Source organism: Amycolatopsis sp. WAC 01376 (assembly GCF_003947415.1).
Lineage (GTDB): Bacteria > Actinomycetota > Actinomycetes > Mycobacteriales > Pseudonocardiaceae > Amycolatopsis.
Window position 1 is genome coordinate 168,374 of record NZ_QHKL01000009.1, and the last position, 17,723, is coordinate 186,096.

Annotated in this window: 23 protein-coding genes; 14 read left to right on the plus strand and 9 right to left on the minus strand. The window is 69.2% G+C overall.

What is annotated here, in order from left to right:
- The first annotated feature begins 67 nt into the window (after nucleotides 1-67).
- On the plus strand, nucleotides 68-637 hold the full coding sequence (locus DMH03_RS36205) for a flavodoxin family protein (RefSeq protein ID WP_125796512.1): 570 nt from the start codon (nucleotides 68-70) through the stop codon (nucleotides 635-637).
- Between the two features lie 3 nt (nucleotides 638-640).
- On the opposite strand, the gene DMH03_RS36210 is transcribed toward DMH03_RS36205, so the two are convergent.
- On the minus strand, nucleotides 641-1,408 hold the full coding sequence (locus DMH03_RS36210) for an NAD(P)H-dependent oxidoreductase (RefSeq protein WP_125796513.1): 768 nt from the start codon (nucleotides 1,406-1,408) through the stop codon (nucleotides 641-643).
- A gap of 43 nt (nucleotides 1,409-1,451) precedes the next feature.
- Here DMH03_RS36210 and DMH03_RS36215 point away from each other — a divergent pair, with 43 nt between their 5' ends.
- From DMH03_RS36215 to DMH03_RS36235, 5 genes are all read left to right on the plus strand, one after another.
- Complete coding sequence (locus DMH03_RS36215; RefSeq protein ID WP_199749158.1) at nucleotides 1,452-2,462, plus strand: GlxA family transcriptional regulator; 1,011 nt, start codon at nucleotides 1,452-1,454, stop codon at nucleotides 2,460-2,462.
- 52 nt (nucleotides 2,463-2,514) lie between these two features.
- Nucleotides 2,515-3,222 (plus strand): lysoplasmalogenase family protein, encoded by a 708-nt coding sequence (locus DMH03_RS36220; RefSeq protein ID WP_125796515.1) that lies wholly within the window; start codon nucleotides 2,515-2,517, stop codon nucleotides 3,220-3,222.
- Nucleotides 3,223-3,289: 67 nt separating this feature from the next.
- The gene (locus DMH03_RS36225) at nucleotides 3,290-3,607 is read left to right on the plus strand and encodes a helix-turn-helix transcriptional regulator (protein ID WP_125789100.1); all 318 of its coding nucleotides are present in this window, start codon (nucleotides 3,290-3,292) and stop codon (nucleotides 3,605-3,607) included.
- Nucleotides 3,604-4,041, plus strand: a complete 438-nt coding sequence (locus tag DMH03_RS36230; RefSeq protein ID WP_125796516.1) for an SRPBCC family protein — start codon at nucleotides 3,604-3,606, stop codon at nucleotides 4,039-4,041. The genes DMH03_RS36225 and DMH03_RS36230 overlap by 4 nt, the downstream gene beginning before the upstream one ends.
- A 19-nt stretch (nucleotides 4,042-4,060) precedes the next feature.
- The gene (locus tag DMH03_RS36235) at nucleotides 4,061-5,824 is read left to right on the plus strand and encodes a S9 family peptidase (RefSeq protein ID WP_125796517.1); all 1,764 of its coding nucleotides are present in this window, start codon (nucleotides 4,061-4,063) and stop codon (nucleotides 5,822-5,824) included.
- Here DMH03_RS36235 and DMH03_RS36240 read toward each other — a convergent pair.
- The 5 genes from DMH03_RS36240 to DMH03_RS36260 form a co-directional block, all read right to left on the minus strand.
- Nucleotides 5,821-6,255 (minus strand): VOC family protein, encoded by a 435-nt coding sequence (locus DMH03_RS36240; protein ID WP_125796518.1) that lies wholly within the window; start codon nucleotides 6,253-6,255, stop codon nucleotides 5,821-5,823. The genes DMH03_RS36235 and DMH03_RS36240 overlap by 4 nt on opposite strands.
- Before the next feature lie 52 nt (nucleotides 6,256-6,307).
- On the minus strand, nucleotides 6,308-6,931 hold the full coding sequence (locus DMH03_RS36245) for a LysE/ArgO family amino acid transporter (RefSeq protein ID WP_125796519.1): 624 nt from the start codon (nucleotides 6,929-6,931) through the stop codon (nucleotides 6,308-6,310).
- Nucleotides 6,932-7,179: 248 nt separating this feature from the next.
- On the minus strand, nucleotides 7,180-7,515 hold the full coding sequence (gene trxA / locus DMH03_RS36250) for a thioredoxin (RefSeq protein WP_125796520.1): 336 nt from the start codon (nucleotides 7,513-7,515) through the stop codon (nucleotides 7,180-7,182).
- Nucleotides 7,516-7,911, minus strand: a complete 396-nt coding sequence (locus tag DMH03_RS36255; protein WP_125789024.1) for a MerR family transcriptional regulator — start codon at nucleotides 7,909-7,911, stop codon at nucleotides 7,516-7,518. It abuts the gene before it with no gap.
- A gap of 41 nt (nucleotides 7,912-7,952) precedes the next feature.
- Nucleotides 7,953-8,348, minus strand: a complete 396-nt coding sequence (locus tag DMH03_RS36260; RefSeq protein ID WP_125796521.1) for a nitroreductase/quinone reductase family protein — start codon at nucleotides 8,346-8,348, stop codon at nucleotides 7,953-7,955.
- A 27-nt stretch (nucleotides 8,349-8,375) separates the two neighbouring features.
- On the opposite strand from DMH03_RS36260, the gene DMH03_RS36265 reads away from it, so the two are divergent.
- Nucleotides 8,376-9,206 carry an alpha/beta fold hydrolase gene (locus tag DMH03_RS36265; RefSeq protein WP_125796522.1) on the plus strand — a complete coding sequence of 277 codons (831 nt, stop codon included), beginning with the start codon at nucleotides 8,376-8,378 and terminating at the stop codon, nucleotides 9,204-9,206.
- A gap of 184 nt (nucleotides 9,207-9,390) precedes the next feature.
- Here the strand turns inward: DMH03_RS36265 and DMH03_RS36270 are convergent, their stop codons facing one another.
- Nucleotides 9,391-9,882 carry a hypothetical protein gene (locus DMH03_RS36270; protein ID WP_125796523.1) on the minus strand — a complete coding sequence of 164 codons (492 nt, stop codon included), beginning with the start codon at nucleotides 9,880-9,882 and terminating at the stop codon, nucleotides 9,391-9,393.
- A gap of 50 nt (nucleotides 9,883-9,932) precedes the next feature.
- Nucleotides 9,933-11,048: a C40 family peptidase gene (locus DMH03_RS36275; protein WP_199749159.1), complete on the minus strand. Its 1,116-nt coding sequence runs from the start codon at nucleotides 11,046-11,048 to the stop codon at nucleotides 9,933-9,935.
- A gap of 80 nt (nucleotides 11,049-11,128) precedes the next feature.
- On the opposite strand from DMH03_RS36275, the gene DMH03_RS36280 reads away from it, so the two are divergent.
- The 5 genes from DMH03_RS36280 (at nucleotide 11,129) to DMH03_RS36300 (ending at nucleotide 14,847) form a co-directional block, all read left to right on the plus strand.
- Entirely contained in the window at nucleotides 11,129-11,953 is an 825-nt protein-coding gene (locus tag DMH03_RS36280; RefSeq protein ID WP_125796524.1) for a biotin--[acetyl-CoA-carboxylase] ligase, read from the plus strand.
- A gap of 98 nt (nucleotides 11,954-12,051) precedes the next feature.
- Nucleotides 12,052-12,636 carry a PH domain-containing protein gene (locus tag DMH03_RS36285; protein ID WP_125796525.1) on the plus strand — a complete coding sequence of 195 codons (585 nt, stop codon included), beginning with the start codon at nucleotides 12,052-12,054 and terminating at the stop codon, nucleotides 12,634-12,636.
- Entirely contained in the window at nucleotides 12,636-13,568 is a 933-nt protein-coding gene (locus tag DMH03_RS36290) for a hydroxymethylglutaryl-CoA lyase (RefSeq protein ID WP_125796526.1), read from the plus strand. Before DMH03_RS36285 ends, DMH03_RS36290 begins: the two co-directional genes overlap by 1 nt.
- A 182-nt stretch (nucleotides 13,569-13,750) precedes the next feature.
- Nucleotides 13,751-14,575 carry a TNT domain-containing protein gene (locus tag DMH03_RS36295; protein WP_125796527.1) on the plus strand — a complete coding sequence of 275 codons (825 nt, stop codon included), beginning with the start codon at nucleotides 13,751-13,753 and terminating at the stop codon, nucleotides 14,573-14,575.
- On the plus strand, nucleotides 14,572-14,847 hold the full coding sequence (locus DMH03_RS36300) for a hypothetical protein (RefSeq protein ID WP_125789032.1): 276 nt from the start codon (nucleotides 14,572-14,574) through the stop codon (nucleotides 14,845-14,847). The genes DMH03_RS36295 and DMH03_RS36300 overlap by 4 nt, the downstream gene beginning before the upstream one ends.
- A 9-nt stretch (nucleotides 14,848-14,856) precedes the next feature.
- On the opposite strand, the gene hisN is transcribed toward DMH03_RS36300, so the two are convergent.
- Entirely contained in the window at nucleotides 14,857-15,642 is a 786-nt protein-coding gene (gene hisN / locus DMH03_RS36305) for a histidinol-phosphatase (protein WP_125796528.1), read from the minus strand.
- A 42-nt stretch (nucleotides 15,643-15,684) separates the two neighbouring features.
- On the opposite strand from hisN, the gene DMH03_RS36310 reads away from it, so the two are divergent.
- Both DMH03_RS36310 and DMH03_RS36315 read left to right on the plus strand, forming a co-directional pair.
- A complete protein-coding gene (locus DMH03_RS36310; protein ID WP_034304815.1) occupies nucleotides 15,685-16,389 on the plus strand; it encodes a response regulator transcription factor in 705 nt (234 codons plus the stop codon).
- A 1-nt stretch (nucleotide 16,390) separates the two neighbouring features.
- The gene (locus tag DMH03_RS36315) at nucleotides 16,391-17,674 is read left to right on the plus strand and encodes an ATP-binding protein (RefSeq protein WP_125789034.1); all 1,284 of its coding nucleotides are present in this window, start codon (nucleotides 16,391-16,393) and stop codon (nucleotides 17,672-17,674) included.
- Nucleotides 17,675-17,723: the final 49 nt, after the last annotated feature.

Below are 17,723 nucleotides of genomic sequence, written 5' to 3' on the forward strand. Positions count from 1 at the left end.
TTTACATGCAGTGACAGCATCTGCTTGCACATACATGTACTTTGAAATCACTTCGGAGGGGATCGCGATGACCGAGGATCGAAGCTTCCTGTTCCTGATCGGGAGCGCCCGCGCGGGCGGTAATACGGAGATCCTGGCGAGGCGGGCGGCGAAGGAACTTCCTCGCGCTGTGAAGCAGCGATGGATCCGGACGGCCGAGCTGCCGTTGGCGCCGTTCGTCGACCGGAAACACGACGGCGAGGACTTCGTCGCGCCCGCCGGGAACGAGCGAGCCCTGTTCGACGCGACCATGGCCGCCACGGATCTGGTGATCGCGTCGCCGGTCTACTGGTACAGCGTGTCGGCGTCGGTGAAGCTGTACTTCGACCATTGGGCGGGCTGGCTGGACCAGCCGGAACTCCGCTTCAAGGAGCAGATGCGCGGTAAGACCTTGTGGGGGGTGAGCGCGCTCGCCGAGCAGCCGGAACAGGCGGAACCCTTGATCGGGACCCTGCGCAAAACCGCCGTATATCTCGGAATGCACTGGGGTGGGCAGTTGACCGGCAACGGGAGCCGCCCTGGCGACGTCCTGCTGGACGAGGGCGCGCTCAAAGCGGCCGAGACCTTCTTCGCCGGGGCGGATCTCGTGCGCGCCTGAGCTTCAGGACGTGTGGACGCCGATGCCGCCCCGGCCGGGAGCGAGGTCGTCGCGCAGGACGAGGTGCTCGTCGTAGTCGCCGCCGTTCTGGGAGCGGAACGGGATCGGGTCGCTGGTGGACAGGGTGTGCAGCCTGTCCCGCAGTGTTTCGGCGGCGACGTCGTACTGCTCGGGCGAAACCCGGTCGGCGCCGCAGACCGTGAGCGGAGGGAGGACGGACATCCCGGCGTACCAAAGGGTTCCGTGCTGCAGCGGGAACAACACGTCGTTGATCTCGCCGTTCACGCCGCGTGGTCCGATGGTGGCTTCCGGCGCGCCCGCGGTCAGCAGGACCATGGCGCGTTTGCCGGCCAGCACCCCTTCGCCATAGCGCGACGTCCGGCCGTCGGGGCGTCGCACGCCGTAAGCGAAACCCTTGACGAAAACGCGATCGAACCAGCCCTTGAGGATGGCGGGCATTCCGTACCACCACAAGGGGAACTGGATGATCACGGTGTCGGCCCACGCCAGTTTCTCGTGCTCGGCACGGATGTCCTCGGCGAGTTCGCCGGTCTCGAAGGCGTTCTTCGACGTCGAGCCGACGACGAGCCGATCTGGGGAAGCGGCCCGGCCGAAGTCGTCGGCGTCGACGACCGCCTTCCACTTCATCGCGTACAGGTCGGATTCCCGGACGTCGGCGCCCTGCGCGCGAAGGGTGCGCACGCCTTCGTCGCGCAGCGAGCCGCCGAGGGAACGGGGTTCCGGATGGGCGAAGATCCACAACACGTTCATGTGTCCACCGTCGCGTGGTCCGGCGGCCGACGCGAGTGGCCCGATGGCCAACATATGCAAGAATCAGGCCATGGGCTTTTTCGGGCATCCCGGCCGTCATCGGGTCGCCGTGCTGGTCCGGCATGGAATGCTGGTGATGGAGCTGGGCATCGTCATCCGGCTCTTCGGCACGGCCAAATCGGCCGACGGCGAGCCGCTCTACGAGGTCGTCACCTGCACGCCGGAACCCGGCCAGATCCGGGCCGACGCCGACGTCACCATCTCGGTCCCGCTCGGCCCGGAAGTGCTGGCCGAGGCCGACACCGTCGTCATCCCGGCCTCGTCCACCGAATACGAACCCTCGGGGCACGACCTCACCGAACCGCTCGCGCGGGCGCTGGAGCTGATCCGGCCGGAGGCGAGGATCGCGTCGATCTGCACGGGTGCCTTCGTACTCGCCGCCGCCGGACTGCTCGACGGCCGGAAGGCGACCACGCACTGGCGTTCGGCGCTGGACTTCCAGGCGAAGTTCCCGAAGGTCGACCTCGACCCCAATGTGCTCTACACGGACGACGGGAACGTCCTGACCGCGGCGGGTGTCGCGTCCGGGATCGACCTCTGCCTGCACATGATCCGGTGCGATCACGGGGCCGCGGTCGCGAACGAGGTCGCGCGCGGCACGGTCGTCTCGCCGCATCGCGAGGGCGGGCAGGCGCAGTTCATCCGGCGTCCGGTGCCGGAGCCGCAGTCCTCGTCGACGGCGGCGGCGCGGGCCTGGGCGCTGGAGAACCTCGACCGGCCGCTGACGCTGCGCGAGCTGGCGGCGAAAGAGGCGATGAGCACGAGGACGTTCACGCGGCGGTTCCGGGACGAGGTCGGGATTTCGGCGCTGCAGTGGCTGACCCAGCAACGGATCGAACGGGCCCGCCAGCTGCTCGAAGAGACCGATCTTCCGGTCGACAAGGTCGCCGCCGAGGCGGGGTTCGGCACGGCCGCGTCGCTGCGCCAGCATCTCCAGGCCGCGTTGGGTGTCTCACCGAGCGCGTACCGGAATACCTTTCGTGAAGCCGTCTAGAAATAGCTGACCGCCTGGTAACTTACCCAGAAATAAGTTCCGGAGGTGGTCAGTGTCAACAGCGAAGGCCCTCAAGCTCGCCGAACGGATCCTGTTCGGCGCCGCCGCGATCGGCACGGTGTACTCCGCCAGGACGGGCAACCGGCGGTTGCAACTGGTGACGAAACCGGCCGCGGTCCCCGTGCTCGCGGCTCGCGTCGCCCGGGCACAAACGCTTACATCAGGGGAGAAGGGGCTGCTCGTCGCCGCCTTGGTCGCGGCAGGCGCGGGCGACCACTTCATGGGCCGGTCGCATGAGGACCGTGAGCTGATCAAGGGCGCGACGTCGTTCGGCGTGATGCAGGTGCTGTATTCCGCGTTCCTGTGGCGCCGCGGCGCACGTCCGCGTGCCGCGACCGCGACGCCCCGGCTCGGGGCGTGGGCTGCGGCCGCCGTCGCGATGACGCTCCCGAAGCCGTCTCCGGTGTCTTCGGTGCTTTCGGTCTACGGAGGCCTGCTGAGCACGACGTCGACCCTCGCGGCCGACCCGGCCTTGGCGCCGAAGGCTCGCGTGTCGGGCGGGATGGTGGTCCCGTCGGGTGACCGCCGGACCTGGATCGCCGCCGGCGCGCTGCTGTTCTCCGCGTCGGACCTGGCGATCCTGATCCGCCGCAACTTCGTCACCAGTGAGCGAGTGCGGGCGAACCTCGAAACCTTCGTGCTGACCTCGTATCTGGCCTCGCAGTGGCTACTCGTCGAAGGCATGACCGCGGAGAAGTAGAAAGTTAAGCAGGTACTTGACTATCGCTCGGCGTGGGCGGATAGTTAAGCATGTGCCTAACCAACAGATGGATCAGGTGTTCAAGGCGTTGTCGGACGGCACGCGCCGCGAAATGATCGAGCGCCTCACCCGGGGGCCCGCCTCGGTGGGGGAGCTCGCGCAGCCGTTGTCGATGTCGTTGCCCGCCGTGATGCAGCACCTCCAGGTGCTCGAAGCCTGCGGGCTGGTCCGGTCGGAAAAGGCAGGTCGCGTCCGCACCTGCCACCTCGAACCGGACGGCCTGCGGATGGCCGAGGACTGGCTCGGCGGGCAGCGCACCGGCTGGGAACACCGGCTCGATCGCCTTGGTGGCTTTCTGAACTCCGATGAAGGGAAACGGTCATGACCGTCAAACACGCCACTTTCACCCTCGAACGCGTCTATCCGGTGTCGCCGGAGCGCGTTTTCGCCGCCTGGTCCGATCCCGCCGCGAAAGCAGGCTGGTTCACCGTGCCGGGCGGTGGGCATTCCTTGGACTTCCGTGTCGGCGGCCAGGAGGTCGCCACCGGTCCTTCCGATGACGGGAAGCGGATGGTCTTCGAAGCGCGCTACGAGGACATCGCCGAGAACGAGCGGATCGTCTACGCGGGCACACTCTCCGCGAACGACGTTCTGGCGACCGTGTCGGTCACGACGGTGCTGCTCGAAGCCGAGGCGGACGGAACCCGGCTGACGCTGATCGAGCAGGGCGCCTTCCTTGACGGGCACGAAGAACCGAGCTGGCGGGAACAGGGAACGGGCGACTGGCTCGACAAACTGGGCAAAACACTGTCGCGATGATTTCCGGCAGGATGGGGACATGCTGACCGCTGAGCTGATCGTCGACAGCCATTTCCCGTCGGAACCCGCGCTTTCCCCCGACGGGAAATGGGTGGCCTACCAGGTCTCGACCATCACGAAAGGTGTCCCCGAGATCTGGCTCGCCGCCGTGGACGGCAGCGAGAAGCCGCGGAAGCTGGCCGAAGGGTCCTCGCCCCGGTGGTCCGCGGATGCCCTCTATTTCCTCCGGGACGGTCGTGTCTGTTCGGGGGACGAGGAGCTGTTCGCCTGGGGGAGTGAGATCACCGGATTCCTGCCGCTGCCCGACCGGATCGTGTTCATCGCCGAAGACGAGACGCCCGCTCCGGCCGTCTGGGTCTGGAGTGAGAGTCTTCGTCCGGCGCGGCTGCGGAGCTTCGATCCTCGGACCGGCGAGATCACGACACTGATCGAAGACCACGTCGTCGACGTCGCCTGCCGCCAGGACGACAAGGCGCTCGCCGTGGTGACGTGGCCGACCCCGGAAGCCGACCCCGGCGGGCTCGAACCCCGGCTTTCCTTGCTGGACCTGGAAACCGGTGAGCGGCACGATCTCGGCCGGGCCGTGTTCGAAGCCTCCAGCCCTGTTTGGTGGCGGGACGAGGGCGGCTGGCACATCGCGTACCTCGGGACTCCGGAACGGGTGGGTGGCCGGGCGGTCTTCGACGTTCCCGTGGGAACTGGGGAACATCGGAACCTGACCGAGGAATCGACCTGCCCGGTCAAGCTCGCGCAGGTCGATTCCGGTGCTCCTCTGGTGCTCGTCGCCGACGGGCTCGACACGGCCCTCCATCGGCTCGGCGGCGGCGAAGTGTCGTTCTGGCGCGGGCAAGCGGACGCGCTGGCCTCGAACGGCGAGATCGTCGTCACCGTGCTGAGTACCGCGTATCGGCCGAAAGATGTCCACTGTGGACCGGTGGGTGGGGCGTTGACGCGAGTCAGCGACACGGCGCCGGAGTTCGCCGGGATTTCGTGGGGCTCCCAGGAACGGTTGTCCTACAAGGCGTCCGACGGCCTCACGTTGGACGGCCTGCTCGTCCTGCCGCCGGGAAAGACTCGCGCCGACGGGCCTTTCTCGCTGGTCACACGGGTTCACGGCGGACCGTACGACCGGCACGCGGACCACTTCATGCTCGGCTGGTTCCCGTCCGCGCAGTGGCTGGCCCTGGCAGGGCACGCCGTCTTCCTGCCGAATCCCCGTGGGGGACAAGGCCATGGGCATGAATTCGCCGCTTCCGTCGCGGGACGGGTAGGCCTGGAGGAATGGAGCGATATCGAGACCGGGATCGATCTCCTCGTCGCCGAAGGAGTGGCCGATCCGGAGCGGCTCGGGATCGTGGGCGGGAGTCACGGCGGATACATGACGGCCTGGGCCGTCGGGCAGACCAGCCGGTTCAAGGCGGCGCTGATGGTCGCCGGGATCTGCGACTGGGGAATGCTCGCCGCGACCGGTGAACTCGGTCCGCTGGTGGAATCCGCGCACAGCGGGAGTATCGGCTGGGAAGGGGCAGGCCCGCACCGGCACGATCAGCTCAGCCCGATCTCCTTCGCGTCGAAGATCGAGACCCCCGTGCTGATCGTGCACGGTGCGGAAGATACGAACGTCCCCTTGTCCCAGGCCGAATTCTTCCACCGCGCGCTACGCCACTTCGGCGTCGAACACGATCTCGTCGTGTATCCCGGCGAAGGGCATTCGCTCCGCGGACGTGATCACCAGCTGGACCTGCTCCGCCGGTCTCGCGAGTGGTTCGCGCGGTTGCTTTAGCTCCAGTCGGTCTGCGGTTCCCCGGGGATGTGCGTGCCGAAAGTCCATTCGTAGCCTTCGAGATCGTCGACGCGGCAGCGGTAGTTGCCCCATTCGGTGTTCTCCGGTTTCCAGACCGAAGTCGCGCCGGCTTCGACGGCGGAAGCGAAGACGGCGTCCACGGCCTCTTGCGTCGGAAGGCTCACGTAGAGGCCGTGGCCGACCGTTTCGCCCTTGCGGGCCGGGCGGTCGTAGGCCTCTTCCGCGCTGAACACGATGATCCCGACGCCGCCGAGCCGCAGCTCCGCGTGCTGGATCAACCCTTTGTCGTCGGCGAACTCCATGGTGGTCTCGAAACCGAAGGCGCGTTCGAGCCAGCGAAGCGCCTTCGGGGCATCGTGGTAGGAGAGGTAGGAATGGAGGGAGGCGAGGCGTTCCGTGGTTTCGGTCATGGGCACAGCCTCGCAACCGATGCGGACAACTACGGTCCTGGATTGCCGGCCATCACCAGAGGAGGCGGAGACCGAGCACGGTGATGAGCGCACTGGACGCCAGCGCGGTCACCAGCCGTCCACGGCGTCCGGTCAACGCCTTGCCGAGCACGGCTCCGCCGCCCGCGAGGAACAGTTGCCAGCTGGCCGAAGCGGCGAACGCCGCGAGCACGAAGACCACGTGCTCCGCGCCGCTCGCCGCGGCCATGTCCTCGCTGCCGAGTACGAGCGCCGCGAAGTAGACGACCGTCGTGGGGTTCAGCAACGTGATCCCGAGCAGGCTCACGTACGCCTTCGCCGGGCCGATCGCGACCGGCTGAGTCACCTCGGTTTTGGCGGAGGCGCGGAAGTTCCGGATCCCGGTGAGTCCGATGTGGACGGCCAGTCCGAGCAGTACCGCCACCGAAACCCAGCGCAACGGTTCGGCGATCGGCTCGATGATCGTGATCAGGCTGCCGCCGCCGAGCACCGCGATCAGGGCGTACAGCCCGTCGGCCGTGGCGACTCCCAAGGCGGCGTACGCGCCGATCTTGAGCCCTGCCCGTGCGGTCAGTACCACCAGATAGGTCGCGACCGCGCCCACGGGGATGGCGATGCCATACCCGGCGAGCAGGCCCGCGACGAGCGCGGCGCTCACGGCAGGACTGGTGTCGGCCTCCGCCAGGACCCGGCCTGCTGCTGCACCCGCACCCGTCGGACGACGGAGGACGGGGACAGGAAGGTGCGGGTCGATGTCATGTGGTGAAGGATGCGAACGGACGGCCCCGCGCGCAACACAATTAACGGCGCAGGACGCTCCGCGGATGTCATGAAAGGGTCGTTCAGGACGTTTTTCGTCCTGAACGACCCTTTCATGACATGACTGACGGCCCCGCCTTGCCCGCTCTAGACGACGGCCTGCTCCAGAACGGCGTCCAGATCGGCAAGCAACTTGGCCTTCGGCCGGGCGCCGACGGTCGTCCAAACCGGACTCCCGTCGCGGAAGAGGATCAGCGTCGGCAAGGACATGACGTGATAATTCCTTGCCGTGAGCGGGTTCTCGTCGGAGTTGAGCTTGCGGATGAGCAGCGCGCCGGCGCGTTCTTCGGCGATCTCCGCGAGCACCGGCGCGATCATGTGGCAGGGCGGGCACCATTGCGCCCAGAAGTCCACCAGGACGGGCTTGTCCTGGTCGAGGACGAGTTCTTGGAAGGTTTCGTCGGTGACGACGGAAAGGGACATTCAGGCCTCCTCGGTTCGCGGCACGACGACGCACGGTCCCGGCGGCGTTTTCAACGCGCCCGCCAGTTTGGTCAGCAGGCTGTCCCGCACGTCGTTGAGCCTGGCAAGACAGGCGTCCACCTCGGCGAGTTTGCGTTGGTAGACCTCGATCGAATCGGCGCACGAGTCGCCGGTCTCGTGCCCGGCGCGCAGGCATTCGACGAACGGCCTGGTGTCCTCGAGACTGAGCCCGACCGCTTGCAGGGTCAGGATCTCGTGCACCAGGCGGTAGTCGTCCTCGTCGTACTCCCGGTAGCCGTTCGACGCGCGCCGTGCGTCGAGAAGCCCTTGTGACTCATAGAAACGCAGCGCGCGCGTGGTGGTTCCGGTGCGCGCGGCGAGCTCGCCGATCCGCATGGTCCGAGCGTAAACCTTGCCCTTGGCGTCAAGGCAAACGTTCAGTCGTCGAGATCGACCCGGATGGTGAGGAGGTCCGTGCCGATCGCCCGCACGGCGGCGCTGTTGAGCCTCGGCAGGGCCTTCAGACGGACGCGGGGGTCGTCGCCGGGGAGCAGGTGCGCCGTGCCGGTGTGCCACCGGCCCTTGAGCCGGACCCGGACGCGCGGATCGGCCTGGATGTTGCGGACGTACTGCGATTTCTCGCCGAACTCGGAGACGATCCAGAACTCGCGGCCCACCCTGCGGCCCCCGATCGGCGTCTGCCGGGGCACCCCGGACTTGCGGCCGGTGGTCTCCAGGACCGGCTGATTCGGCAGGCGGACGAGGATCGGGTTGCCGACGTGGCGCTGGAAGGTCGTGGCCACCCGGTGCTTGATCTCGTGATAGCGGGACATGGCTCCAGGGTGCCCTACGCTCGGCCCATGGTGAACGAGTCCGACGTGGACCTGGGGGACGGGACCACCCTGCACACGTACGACACGGGCGGCGCCGGTCCGGTGGTCTTCTGGCACCACGGCACCCCGAACATCGGCGCCCCGCCCGCCCCGCTGTTCCCGGCCGCCGCGCGGCTCGGACTGAGGTGGGTCTCCTACGACCGGCCCGGTTACGGCGGCTCGTCGCCGCGACCCGGCCGAGACGTCGCGTCGGCGGCGTCGGACGTCGGGAAGGTCGCCGACGCACTGGGGATCGAGCGGTTCGCGGTCTTCGGGCATTCCGGTGGCGGACCGCACGCGTTCGCCTGCGCGGCTCTGCTGCCGGAACGGGTCTCGGCGATGGTCGCCGTCGCGAGCATGGCCCCGTACGACGCCGAAGGGCTGGACTACTTCGCCGGCATGAGTCCAGCAGGAGTGGGCGCTCTGACGGCCGCCTTGGCGGGACGGGAGGCCAAGGAGGACTACGAGGCATCGGCCGAATACGACGCCGAGATGTTCACCCCTTCGGATCACACGGCTCTTGCCGGTGACTGGAAATGGCTCCTCGAGGTCGTCGGCCCCGCGGTCGAGGGCGGCCCCGGCGGACTGATCGACGACGACCTCGCGTACGTCGCGAAGTGGGGCTTCCAGCCGTCCGATGTCACGGCCCCGGTGCTGCTCCTGCACGGCGGCGCGGACCGGATCGCGCCGCCCGCGCACGGCGAGTGGCTGGCCCGGCAGTGCGCCGCGGCCGAGTCGCGCACTTTTCCCGAGGAGGGGCACATTTCGGTTCTTCGCCACGGGGAGGCCGCGCTCGAGTGGCTGGCCGAGCGCCCGTGACTTCGCGTCGGTGCGCGGATGGCGATTTCGCGTGCTTGGACGGACGACACGCGTGATCAGGCGGACGACACGCGTGTTCGGACGGACGACTCGCGGCGGAATCCGGGCGCGCGCGTGTCGTCCATCCAGACACGCGTGTCGTCCGCCTGATCACATGTGTCGTCCGGCGGAACGCCCAAAACACTCACGACCCCACAGCACCGAAGGCGGCGTGCAGCGCCTCTTCGTACTGCTGCCGCGAGAACGTCAGCACACCGATGGCGTCGTAATTCCATTCCCGGTACGTATTGCGAAGACCCGACCAAGTCACCGTCTCGGCGTCGGTCGCGATCTTCACCACCAACGCCCAGCATTCGACGATGCCGCACGAGCACCCCAGCAGCAGGCGTTCGTCGTCTTCGGCGCCGTGCGGAATGTCATCCGGTGCTTCCCCGAGGAGATGCTCGGCGGAACAACCGGTCACGGGACTGTAGTCCCCGGCGAGCAAGGGGGCGGGTTCCGGCGCGAACTCCTCGGCGCGCTCCTGCTGTTCCGCGAGCGCGTCGGGAAGTTCGGCCCGGCGCACCAGTTCCAGGAAGGAGACGCCATCGATCAGCAGCTCGAGCGCGGCTGTCGTTCGCCCCTTGGCCGATCGACTTGTCACGTCGGAGAACCTGCGGAACTCGATCGAACGCATGGGCGCCACGGTAACCGCCGGTGCCGGGGCCAGAGGGTGGTTTGGCCGGTTCAGGCCGCGGGCCGTCCGGCGCCGGTGTAGTCGTCGCCCTTCGAGTGGTAAGTGTGGATCTGGATCGCCTGGCCCTGGGTGGGCGCGTTGATCATCAGGCCGTTCCCGAGGTACAGCCCGACGTGATGGATCCGCGTCGCCGGGTTGCCGTAGAACACGAGATCGCCGAGTTTCGGTTCGCCTGGCACCTGCGGCAGCGCCCGGAACTGGCTGTCCGCGGTCCGCGGGAGCGCGACTCCGGCTTCGTCGTAGGACGCCTTGGTCAGTCCGGAGCAGTCGAAGCCCGCCGCGCCGGCGTCCGGTCCGTTGCCGCCCCACACGTACGGGAGGCCCAGCTGGCCGAGGGCGAACCGCGTCGCCTTCACAGCGGGGCTGGCGGATCGCGCCGGGTCGAGGGACAGGGTCGCGTACAGCTGCGCGTTGCCCAGGACGCGCTGGCGGAACAGTTCGGCCTCGTTGCCCTTGCCGCCCTGGTAGCCGGCGATCGCCTTCCACCAGCCGTTGCCGCCGCCGAGGTCGGCGCCGGAAGCGCACAGTGCGCGGCCGGCGGCGACCGAGGCGGAGTCGGGGTCGGTGAGCGCGGGTTTCGCGATCCCGGGGATCGACGCGCCGTGCTTCTTCCACTGCTGTGCCGTCAGGCCGAGGGGGTTGTCGCCGCCGCGTCCGTGGTTCGAGCTCGCCGCGCCGACCCCGGCCAGGGTGACCCAGGACAGGTGGCAGTTCGGCTGCTCGCCGCGCAGCGCCAGTTCACCGTTCGCGTAGCCGATGAGCGACTTCGCCGGGATGTCGAGCGGCCCGGCCAGTTTCGTCGCCCACTCTTCGAGCGGCCGGACGCCCTTCGGTGTCTCCTGGGCCTTGACCGGCGCGCTGACTTCGAGGACCGACGGACCCGCGCCGCCGCCGACGGTGGCCGGATCCTGTTTGGCGGCCGGGACCGGGACCGGCTGGTTCCCGCCGGCCGGTGCCGGATCGTTGCCGCCGGCGAGCAGCCAGCCCGCCGTCGCGAGCCCCGCGACCAGCGGGAGAGCGACCAGGCCGCGCATCGCCACGCCGTGCGCCCACGACTTCTTCTTGCTGTTTTCGGGCGCGCTCGGGGCGGAATCGGGCTCGGTCACGCCGTCCAGGTTATTGGAGACCACCTCTGCGTAACGAGCGAACGCCTTGCACGTTAGGGGGACTCTCATATTCTGGACGAATGAGTGAGACGGGAGCGCTCGACGCCGGGCGTCTGAGTGCCGCGCTGTCCGGCCGGTACGCCGCGATCCAGGTCGTGGCGAGCACCGGGTCCACCAACGCCGACCTGCGGGAAGCCGCCGCGAAGGGGGCCGAAGACCGCACCGTGCTGATCGCCGAGGAGCAGACGGCCGGCGTCGGCCGCCGCGCCAGGCAGTGGTCCTCGCCGAAGGGATCCGGCCTCTACGTCAGTGTGCTGCTGCGGCCGGACGGGGTTCCGTTCAGCAATTTGGGTTCACTTTCCGTGGTCGCCGGTCTCGCGGTCCGGGAGGTCGCCGCGAGTGTGGGTGTCGACGCCGTCCTCAAGTGGCCGAACGACGTCTTGGCCGGTCCCGGGCGCGCGAAATGCGCGGGCATCCTGGCGGAGGCCGCCGCCGGTGACGAGACCACCGTGGTCCTCGGCATCGGCCTGAACGTGTTGCCGCTCGGCGAGAACGTCCCGGCCGGGCCCGGTGGCCTGCCCGCGACCTCGCTGGCCGAGCAGGGGGCGACGGAGACCGATCGCGCCGAGATCGCCACGCGGCTGCTCACCGGTTTCGACGAGCTCGAACGCCGCTGGCGGCTCGCCGGCGGATCGCTGGCCGAGGCCGGTCTGCTCGGGGACTACCGGCGGCACTGCGCCACGCTCGGCCAGGATGTCGAGGTCCAGCTGCCCGACGGCTCGGCGCTGACCGGCCGTGCCGCCGACATCGATCCCGCCGGCCAGCTCCAGGTCGACGTTCCCGGTGGTGAGCGGTACACGGTGTTCGCCGGCGACGTCGTGCACGTCCGGCCCGCCGGGGCCTGATCCGTGCGTCTCGATTTCCGGCGTCTCCTCTTCCGCCGGGACCGTTCGCCGGTACGGTGAGCTCACCAGCGCCGAACATACTTTTGGGAGCGTCCGCCGTGGCCTATCCGGACGATTTGCTCAGCGAAAACGAGCACGTCGTGGTGCACAGTCACCCGCATTTCAAGATGCTGATCTTCCCGTTCCTCGCGCTGATCGTCACCCTCGGCGTGGGCATCTGGCTGGCCGTGATCGCGAAGGAGGCGACGGCCCCGTGGGACCTGATCTCGGAGATCGCGATCGCCGCGGTCGGGCTCGGTCTCGTCGGATGGCTCTTCCTCGCTCCGTTCGTCCGCTGGCGCACGACGCATTTCATCGTGACCACGGATCGGCTGATCGCCCGTGAAGGTGTGCTCAAGCGGACCGGGATCGACATCCCGTTGTCGCGGATCAACAGCGTCCAGTTCGAGCACGGCCTGCTGGACCGCGTGTTCGGCTGCGGCACGCTGGTGATCGAGTCCGCTTCGGACGAACCGCTGAAGTTCGACGACATCCCCAAGGTCGAGCGCGTGCACACGGTGATCTACCGCGAAGTCAACGACAACCCGTACGACGACTTCGCGCCGCCTGCCGCGGGCGCGCCGCAGCAGACCGAACCCCTGCCGCCGCAAGGGCCCCCGCCGCGCGGAAACCGGCGGCGTTGATGGGCACCCGAGAGCTGGGGCTGCCCGACCGCGTCCCGTCGGCCGCCGCGTTGCCGGAACGGGTGACGATCTGGGAGGTCGGTCCGCGTGACGGCCTCCAGAACGAGAAGGCGATCGTCCCGGTCGAGGTCAAACTCGAATTCCTGGACAAACTCGCCGGTGCCGGGCTGACCACGCTGGAGGCGACCAGTTTCGTGAGCCCGAAATGGGTGCCGCAGCTGGCCGACGCCGAGCAGCTCTTGGCCGGGCTCGAAAAGCGCGAGGGCGTCCGGTATCCGGTGCTCGTCCCGAACGAGCGCGGGCTGGACCGGGCACTGGAAGCCGGGGTCTCGCATATCGCGATCTTCGCCAGCGCCACCGAGACCTTCGCCAAGAAGAACCTCAACTCGACGGTGGACGACCAGTTCGCGATGTTCGAGCCGGTCGTCACCCGGGCGCGGGCCGAAGGTCTCGACGTCCGCGGGTACGTGTCGATGTGCTTCGGCGACCCGTGGGAGGGCGCCGTCCCGGCCTCCCAGGTCGCCGGAGTGGGTAAGCGGCTCCTGGACCTGGGCTGCTCGCAGCTCTCGCTCGGGGACACCATCGGCGTCGCCACCGCGGGCCAGGTCGAGGCGCTGATCGGGCAGTTCGCCGACGTCGGGACCCTGGCCGTCCATTTCCACGACACCTACGGCCAGGCACTCGCGAACACGCTGGCGGCCCTGCGCTGCGGTGTGTCCACTGTGGACTCGTCGGCCGGTGGGCTCGGTGGCTGCCCGTACGCCGAATCGGCCACCGGGAACCTCGCCACCGAAGACCTCGTGTGGATGCTCGACGGTCTCGGCGTCGAAACCGGTGTCGACCTCGACGCGCTGGTGGCGACGAGCAAGTGGATGGCCGGGAAGCTGGGAAGGCCGAGCCCGTCCCGGGTGGTCAACGCGCTCGCCGGATGAGGTTCGCCGAACTCACGGACGAGACCTGTTTTCGCCCTCGTCGAACGCCGCTTGCCCGCGCGGGCCTTGATGCGCTTTCGGGTATCCGCCGACGAGAACGCCGGTCGGCGCTAAGGTCGTAACGCGTCCTGTCCGCTGCCTCCCCCGTCACCGGTGGGGTTCGATTCCTTGGGGGAGGTGCGGTGACCGATCCGAGCGAGGCCGGAACGGGCCCGATCCGGCTGCCCGTCCACTACGACGACGCCCCGACACCACCGCACGGGGCGCGCGCTCCGTACGCGCCTTCGCCGTGGCCGCCCGCGATGGCGCCGTTGCGGGTGCCGTTCCCGCCCCGGCCCGTCGCCCCGCCGCCCATGGGGGCTTTGCGGACCGAACGGGAGAGCGTGATCGCGCTGTTCCTCGTGCACATGTTCCCCATCGGGCATCTGCCGGTCGCGATGGGGAAACCCGCGCGCCAGTTGCCGCTCCCCGAAGGCGGTTCCGGCCCGCAGGATCACCCCGAAGCGGACTTGCTGGACGATCTGGACGCGTTGTCACACGTCAGCAGCGGCTTCCGGCGATCGCCGACGACTCCGGCCGTCGCGCCCCCGCCGGCGTTGACCAGGGGACACGACCCGTGGGGCGGAACGTCCCAAGAGGACTGGACGGCGCGCTTCGCCGGAGAAAACGGTTATCTGTGGCCGCCCGCCGAACTCTTTCCCGAGGGCGGCATCGACCCGGCGACGCCGACGATGCTCGAAGCAGGCACTCATCTCGACCGCTTCGGGGATCAGCACGGCCGGGTGTTCGCCGAGGACGGGACCCTGTTCCCGATGCGCTCGCTGCCGCCAGGCCAGGTCACCACGTACCGGCGTTACCGCGTCGTCCGGCCGCTGCCGGTCTGGCGATCGGTGACCGCCGAATGGTTCGGCCAGCCGGGCGGCGGGGTGCGCTTTCGCACGGTGCTGGGCGCCGATGAACTCGTCACGCTGGGCTACCTGGCGGACGTCACGGGGGAGGTTCGGTGAACACGGGGACGATCCTGCGGTGGCTGGCCGCGTTGGGTGTGCCTGCCGAGGTGGTCTCGGTCGGCGCGGAGACGGACAACGCCTGGTGCCTCATGCGCACCGAGGAAGAAGACGCCGAGCCCGCCTGGGAGGTCTTCTGGCGTGAGCAGGGCAACCGGTACGACTGGGCGCGTTTCACCAGCGAACAGGTCGCCTGCCACTACCTCTTCGGCCGCCTCGCCTGGTCTCAGGTCGCGCGCGGCGCCGTCGGCCTGCTGCCCGGGGCGCAGTGACACGCGCGTTCAGCGCTTCAGGATCGCCAACACCTCGTCGTGGAGCAGGCCGTTCGTCGACAGCGCCGAGCCGTTGTCATAGCGCGCTTCGCCGTCGAGGTCACTGAACCGGCCACCGGCTTCGGTGACCAGTACCTGGGCGGCAGCGACGTCCCACGGGTTCACGATGCATTCCGCGGTGACGTCGAGCGCGCCCTCGGCGACCAGGCAGTGGTGCCAGAAATCGCCGAAAGCGCGGGTTTCCCAGCACGCGTCGGCGAGGTCGAGGTACTTCTCGCGGGAGTGGTACTTCGACCACGAGTTCAGGTCCGTTGTGGACAGATACGCGTCTTCGAGCGACGCGACCTTCGACACCGAGATACGGCGCTCACCGGCGGAGTCGCTCATCCAGGCACCGTCGCCGGCTGCGGCCCACCAGCGGCGGCCGAGCAGCGGCGCGCTGATCATCCCCACCACGGGGGTGCCGTCTTCGACCAGCGCGATCAGCGTCGCCCAGACCGGGACGCCGCGCAGGAAGTTCTTGGTCCCGTCGATCGGGTCGAGCACCCAGGCGCGGCCGGTCGCCGCGGTGCCGCCGCGTTCCTCGCCGAGCACCGCGTCTTCCCGCCGGTCGGTGGCGAGGATCGCGCGGATGGCGTCTTCGACGGCGGTGTCGGCGTCGGTCACCGGCGTCCGGTCGGGTTTGCGCTCCACGGCCAGGTCGAGCGCGCGGAACCGGGCGGTGGTGATGGCGTCGGCGGCGTCGGCCAGCCGGGTGGCGAGTTCCAGATCATTCTCGTAGCCAGGCACGGTCACGATGCTTTCACGCCCGGCAGTCGTAGAGTTGGCCAGGTGAGCATGGTGCTACTCGCCGAGGACGACCCGGCCATCGCCGATCCGCTTTCCCGCGCACTCCAGCGGGAGGGGTATGACGTGCGTGTCGTCGGCGACGGTCCCGCCGCGCTCGATGCGACCGAGAGCGATCGGGTGGACCTGCTGGTCCTCGATCTCGGCCTGCCAGGAATGGACGGGCTCGAGGTGTGCCGCCGCTTGCGCGCCAGCGGCACCGAGGTGCCGGTGCTGATGCTCACCGCGCGCACCGACGAGGTCGATTTCGTGGTCGGGCTCGACGCCGGCGCGGACGACTACGTCGCCAAGCCGTTCCGGCTCGCCGAACTGCTGGCCCGTATCCGGGCGCTGCTCCGCCGCCGGGCCCCCGACGTGCTCGAAGCCGGGGGAGTGCGGATGGACCTCGGTGCCCGGATGGTCACCGTGGACCTGCACGAGGTGCAGCTGGCGAACAAGGAGTTCGAGCTGCTCCGGGTGCTGATGAGCCGCGCCGGGCAGGTGGTCAGCCGCGACGAGATCCTCGCCGAGGTGTGGAACGACCTCGAATCGAAGACCTCGAAGACCCTCGACATGCACATGTCGTGGCTCAGGCGGAAGCTCGCGATCGCGGCCGACGAAGCCGCCGGCCGAGCGGGCAAACCCGGCGGGAACGGCGACGGCGAACGGCGGATCGCCACGGTCCGCGGCGTCGGCTTCCGCTTCAACGCGGAATAGCATGCGCCGTCGCATCCTGCTGGCGATCCTGCTCGCCGTCGCGGTCACCGCGGCGGTGCTGGGCATCCCGCTGGGGATCACCGCCTGGCAGCTGGTCGAGAACCTCAACCGCGAAAACCTCGCTTCGTCGGCCCGCGGGATCGCGGCGACACTGGACAACGAGATCGCCGTCGGCCAGCCGATCAACCTCGACCTGGTCCGGGTCGCCGTTCCGCAGGGCGGTTTGCTGACCGTCCGCGCGCAGGGGCAGATCGAGAAGCGGTACGGCTCCGACCCCGGCTCGGACGTGGTGTCCGAGCGGGCGCCGATCGCGTTGCACGGCGAGGTCGAGCTGGCCGTGCCCGCCGGGCCGATGCGCACCCGCCAGACGCAGGTGACGTTGCTCGTGCTGTTGCTGGTCGTGCTGTCGGTGGGCACCGGAACGGTGGTCGCGACGGTGACCGCGCGAAGGCTCGCGAAACCGCTGAGACACGTCGCGGATCGCGCGGTCAAACTCGGCGGCGGCGACTTCCGGCCGGATCCCAAGCGCTACGGCGTCGGCGAGCTCGACATGGTCGCCGAAGCGCTGGACGCGTCCGGTTCGGCGCTCGCGCAGCTCGTCCAGCGGGAACGCCAGCTCGTCGGCGATGTCTCCCACCAGCTGCGGAGCCGGTTGACCGCGTTGCAGCTGCGGCTCGAACCACTCACCGTCTACCCCGACCAGGACGTCGTCGACGAGGCGAAGGCCGCGCAGGAACAGGCGGACCGGCTCGCCGAGGCCCTCGACGAGCTGCTGGCCGCCGCGCGGGCGGCGCGGGAGGTCGGCGCGGAGCCGGTGAGCCTGCAGGAAGTGCTCCCTGAGGTCTCCGAAGAGTGGCGACAGCTGCTTCGCGCCGAAGGCAGGCATCTGCGGATCCGGGTCACCGACGGGCTGAGAGCGAGGGCGACACCGGGCCGTTTGCGGGAGGTCGTCGGCGTCCTGCTCGACAACGCGCTCCGGCACGGCGCGGGAACGGTCACGCTCGCCGCGCGGCGTGGCGACACCGAGGGCACCGTCGTCATCGAGGTCGCCGACACCGGCTCGGGCGTGCCCGACGAGCTGGCGCCGCACATCTTCGAACGCGGCTTCTCCGGCGGCGGCTCGACCGGCGTCGGGCTCGCGCTCGCCCGCGCGCTCATCGAAGCCGACGGCGGACGGCTGGAGCTGTCGAGCAAGCAACCCGCGGTGTTCAGTCTCTTCCTGAAGGTGCCCCGGCCGGGGGATGTGGCCGAAGTGCGCTGGCCCGCCGAGCGGGTCCCGCGCTAAGACCTCCCCAAGGATCTCCCGATCGGGCAATGCCGCGGAAGCGCGCCGA

Coding starts and splice junctions, on each gene's coding strand:
- DMH03_RS36230 (WP_125796516.1), top strand. CDS start 3,604: ATGACCGTCAAACACGCCACTTTCACCCTCGAACGCGTCTATCCGGTG.
- DMH03_RS36215 (WP_199749158.1), top strand. CDS start 1,452: ATGGCCAACATATGCAAGAATCAGGCCATGGGCTTTTTCGGGCATCCC.
- DMH03_RS36235 (WP_125796517.1), top strand. CDS start 4,061: ATGCTGACCGCTGAGCTGATCGTCGACAGCCATTTCCCGTCGGAACCC.
- DMH03_RS36310 (WP_034304815.1), top strand. CDS start 15,685: ATGGTGCTACTCGCCGAGGACGACCCGGCCATCGCCGATCCGCTTTCC.
- DMH03_RS36280 (WP_125796524.1), top strand. CDS start 11,129: ATGAGTGAGACGGGAGCGCTCGACGCCGGGCGTCTGAGTGCCGCGCTG.
- DMH03_RS36255 (WP_125789024.1), bottom strand. CDS start 7,911: ATGCGGATCGGCGAGCTCGCCGCGCGCACCGGAACCACCACGCGCGCG.
- DMH03_RS36290 (WP_125796526.1), top strand. CDS start 12,636: ATGGGCACCCGAGAGCTGGGGCTGCCCGACCGCGTCCCGTCGGCCGCC.
- DMH03_RS36265 (WP_125796522.1), top strand. CDS start 8,376: ATGGTGAACGAGTCCGACGTGGACCTGGGGGACGGGACCACCCTGCAC.
- DMH03_RS36315 (WP_125789034.1), top strand. CDS start 16,391: ATGCGCCGTCGCATCCTGCTGGCGATCCTGCTCGCCGTCGCGGTCACC.
- DMH03_RS36270 (WP_125796523.1), bottom strand. CDS start 9,882: ATGCGTTCGATCGAGTTCCGCAGGTTCTCCGACGTGACAAGTCGATCG.
- DMH03_RS36225 (WP_125789100.1), top strand. CDS start 3,290: ATGGATCAGGTGTTCAAGGCGTTGTCGGACGGCACGCGCCGCGAAATG.
- DMH03_RS36210 (WP_125796513.1), bottom strand. CDS start 1,408: ATGAACGTGTTGTGGATCTTCGCCCATCCGGAACCCCGTTCCCTCGGC.
- trxA (WP_125796520.1), bottom strand. CDS start 7,515: ATGTCCCTTTCCGTCGTCACCGACGAAACCTTCCAAGAACTCGTCCTC.
- DMH03_RS36260 (WP_125796521.1), bottom strand. CDS start 8,348: ATGTCCCGCTATCACGAGATCAAGCACCGGGTGGCCACGACCTTCCAG.
- DMH03_RS36205 (WP_125796512.1), top strand. CDS start 68: ATGACCGAGGATCGAAGCTTCCTGTTCCTGATCGGGAGCGCCCGCGCG.
- DMH03_RS36240 (WP_125796518.1), bottom strand. CDS start 6,255: ATGACCGAAACCACGGAACGCCTCGCCTCCCTCCATTCCTACCTCTCC.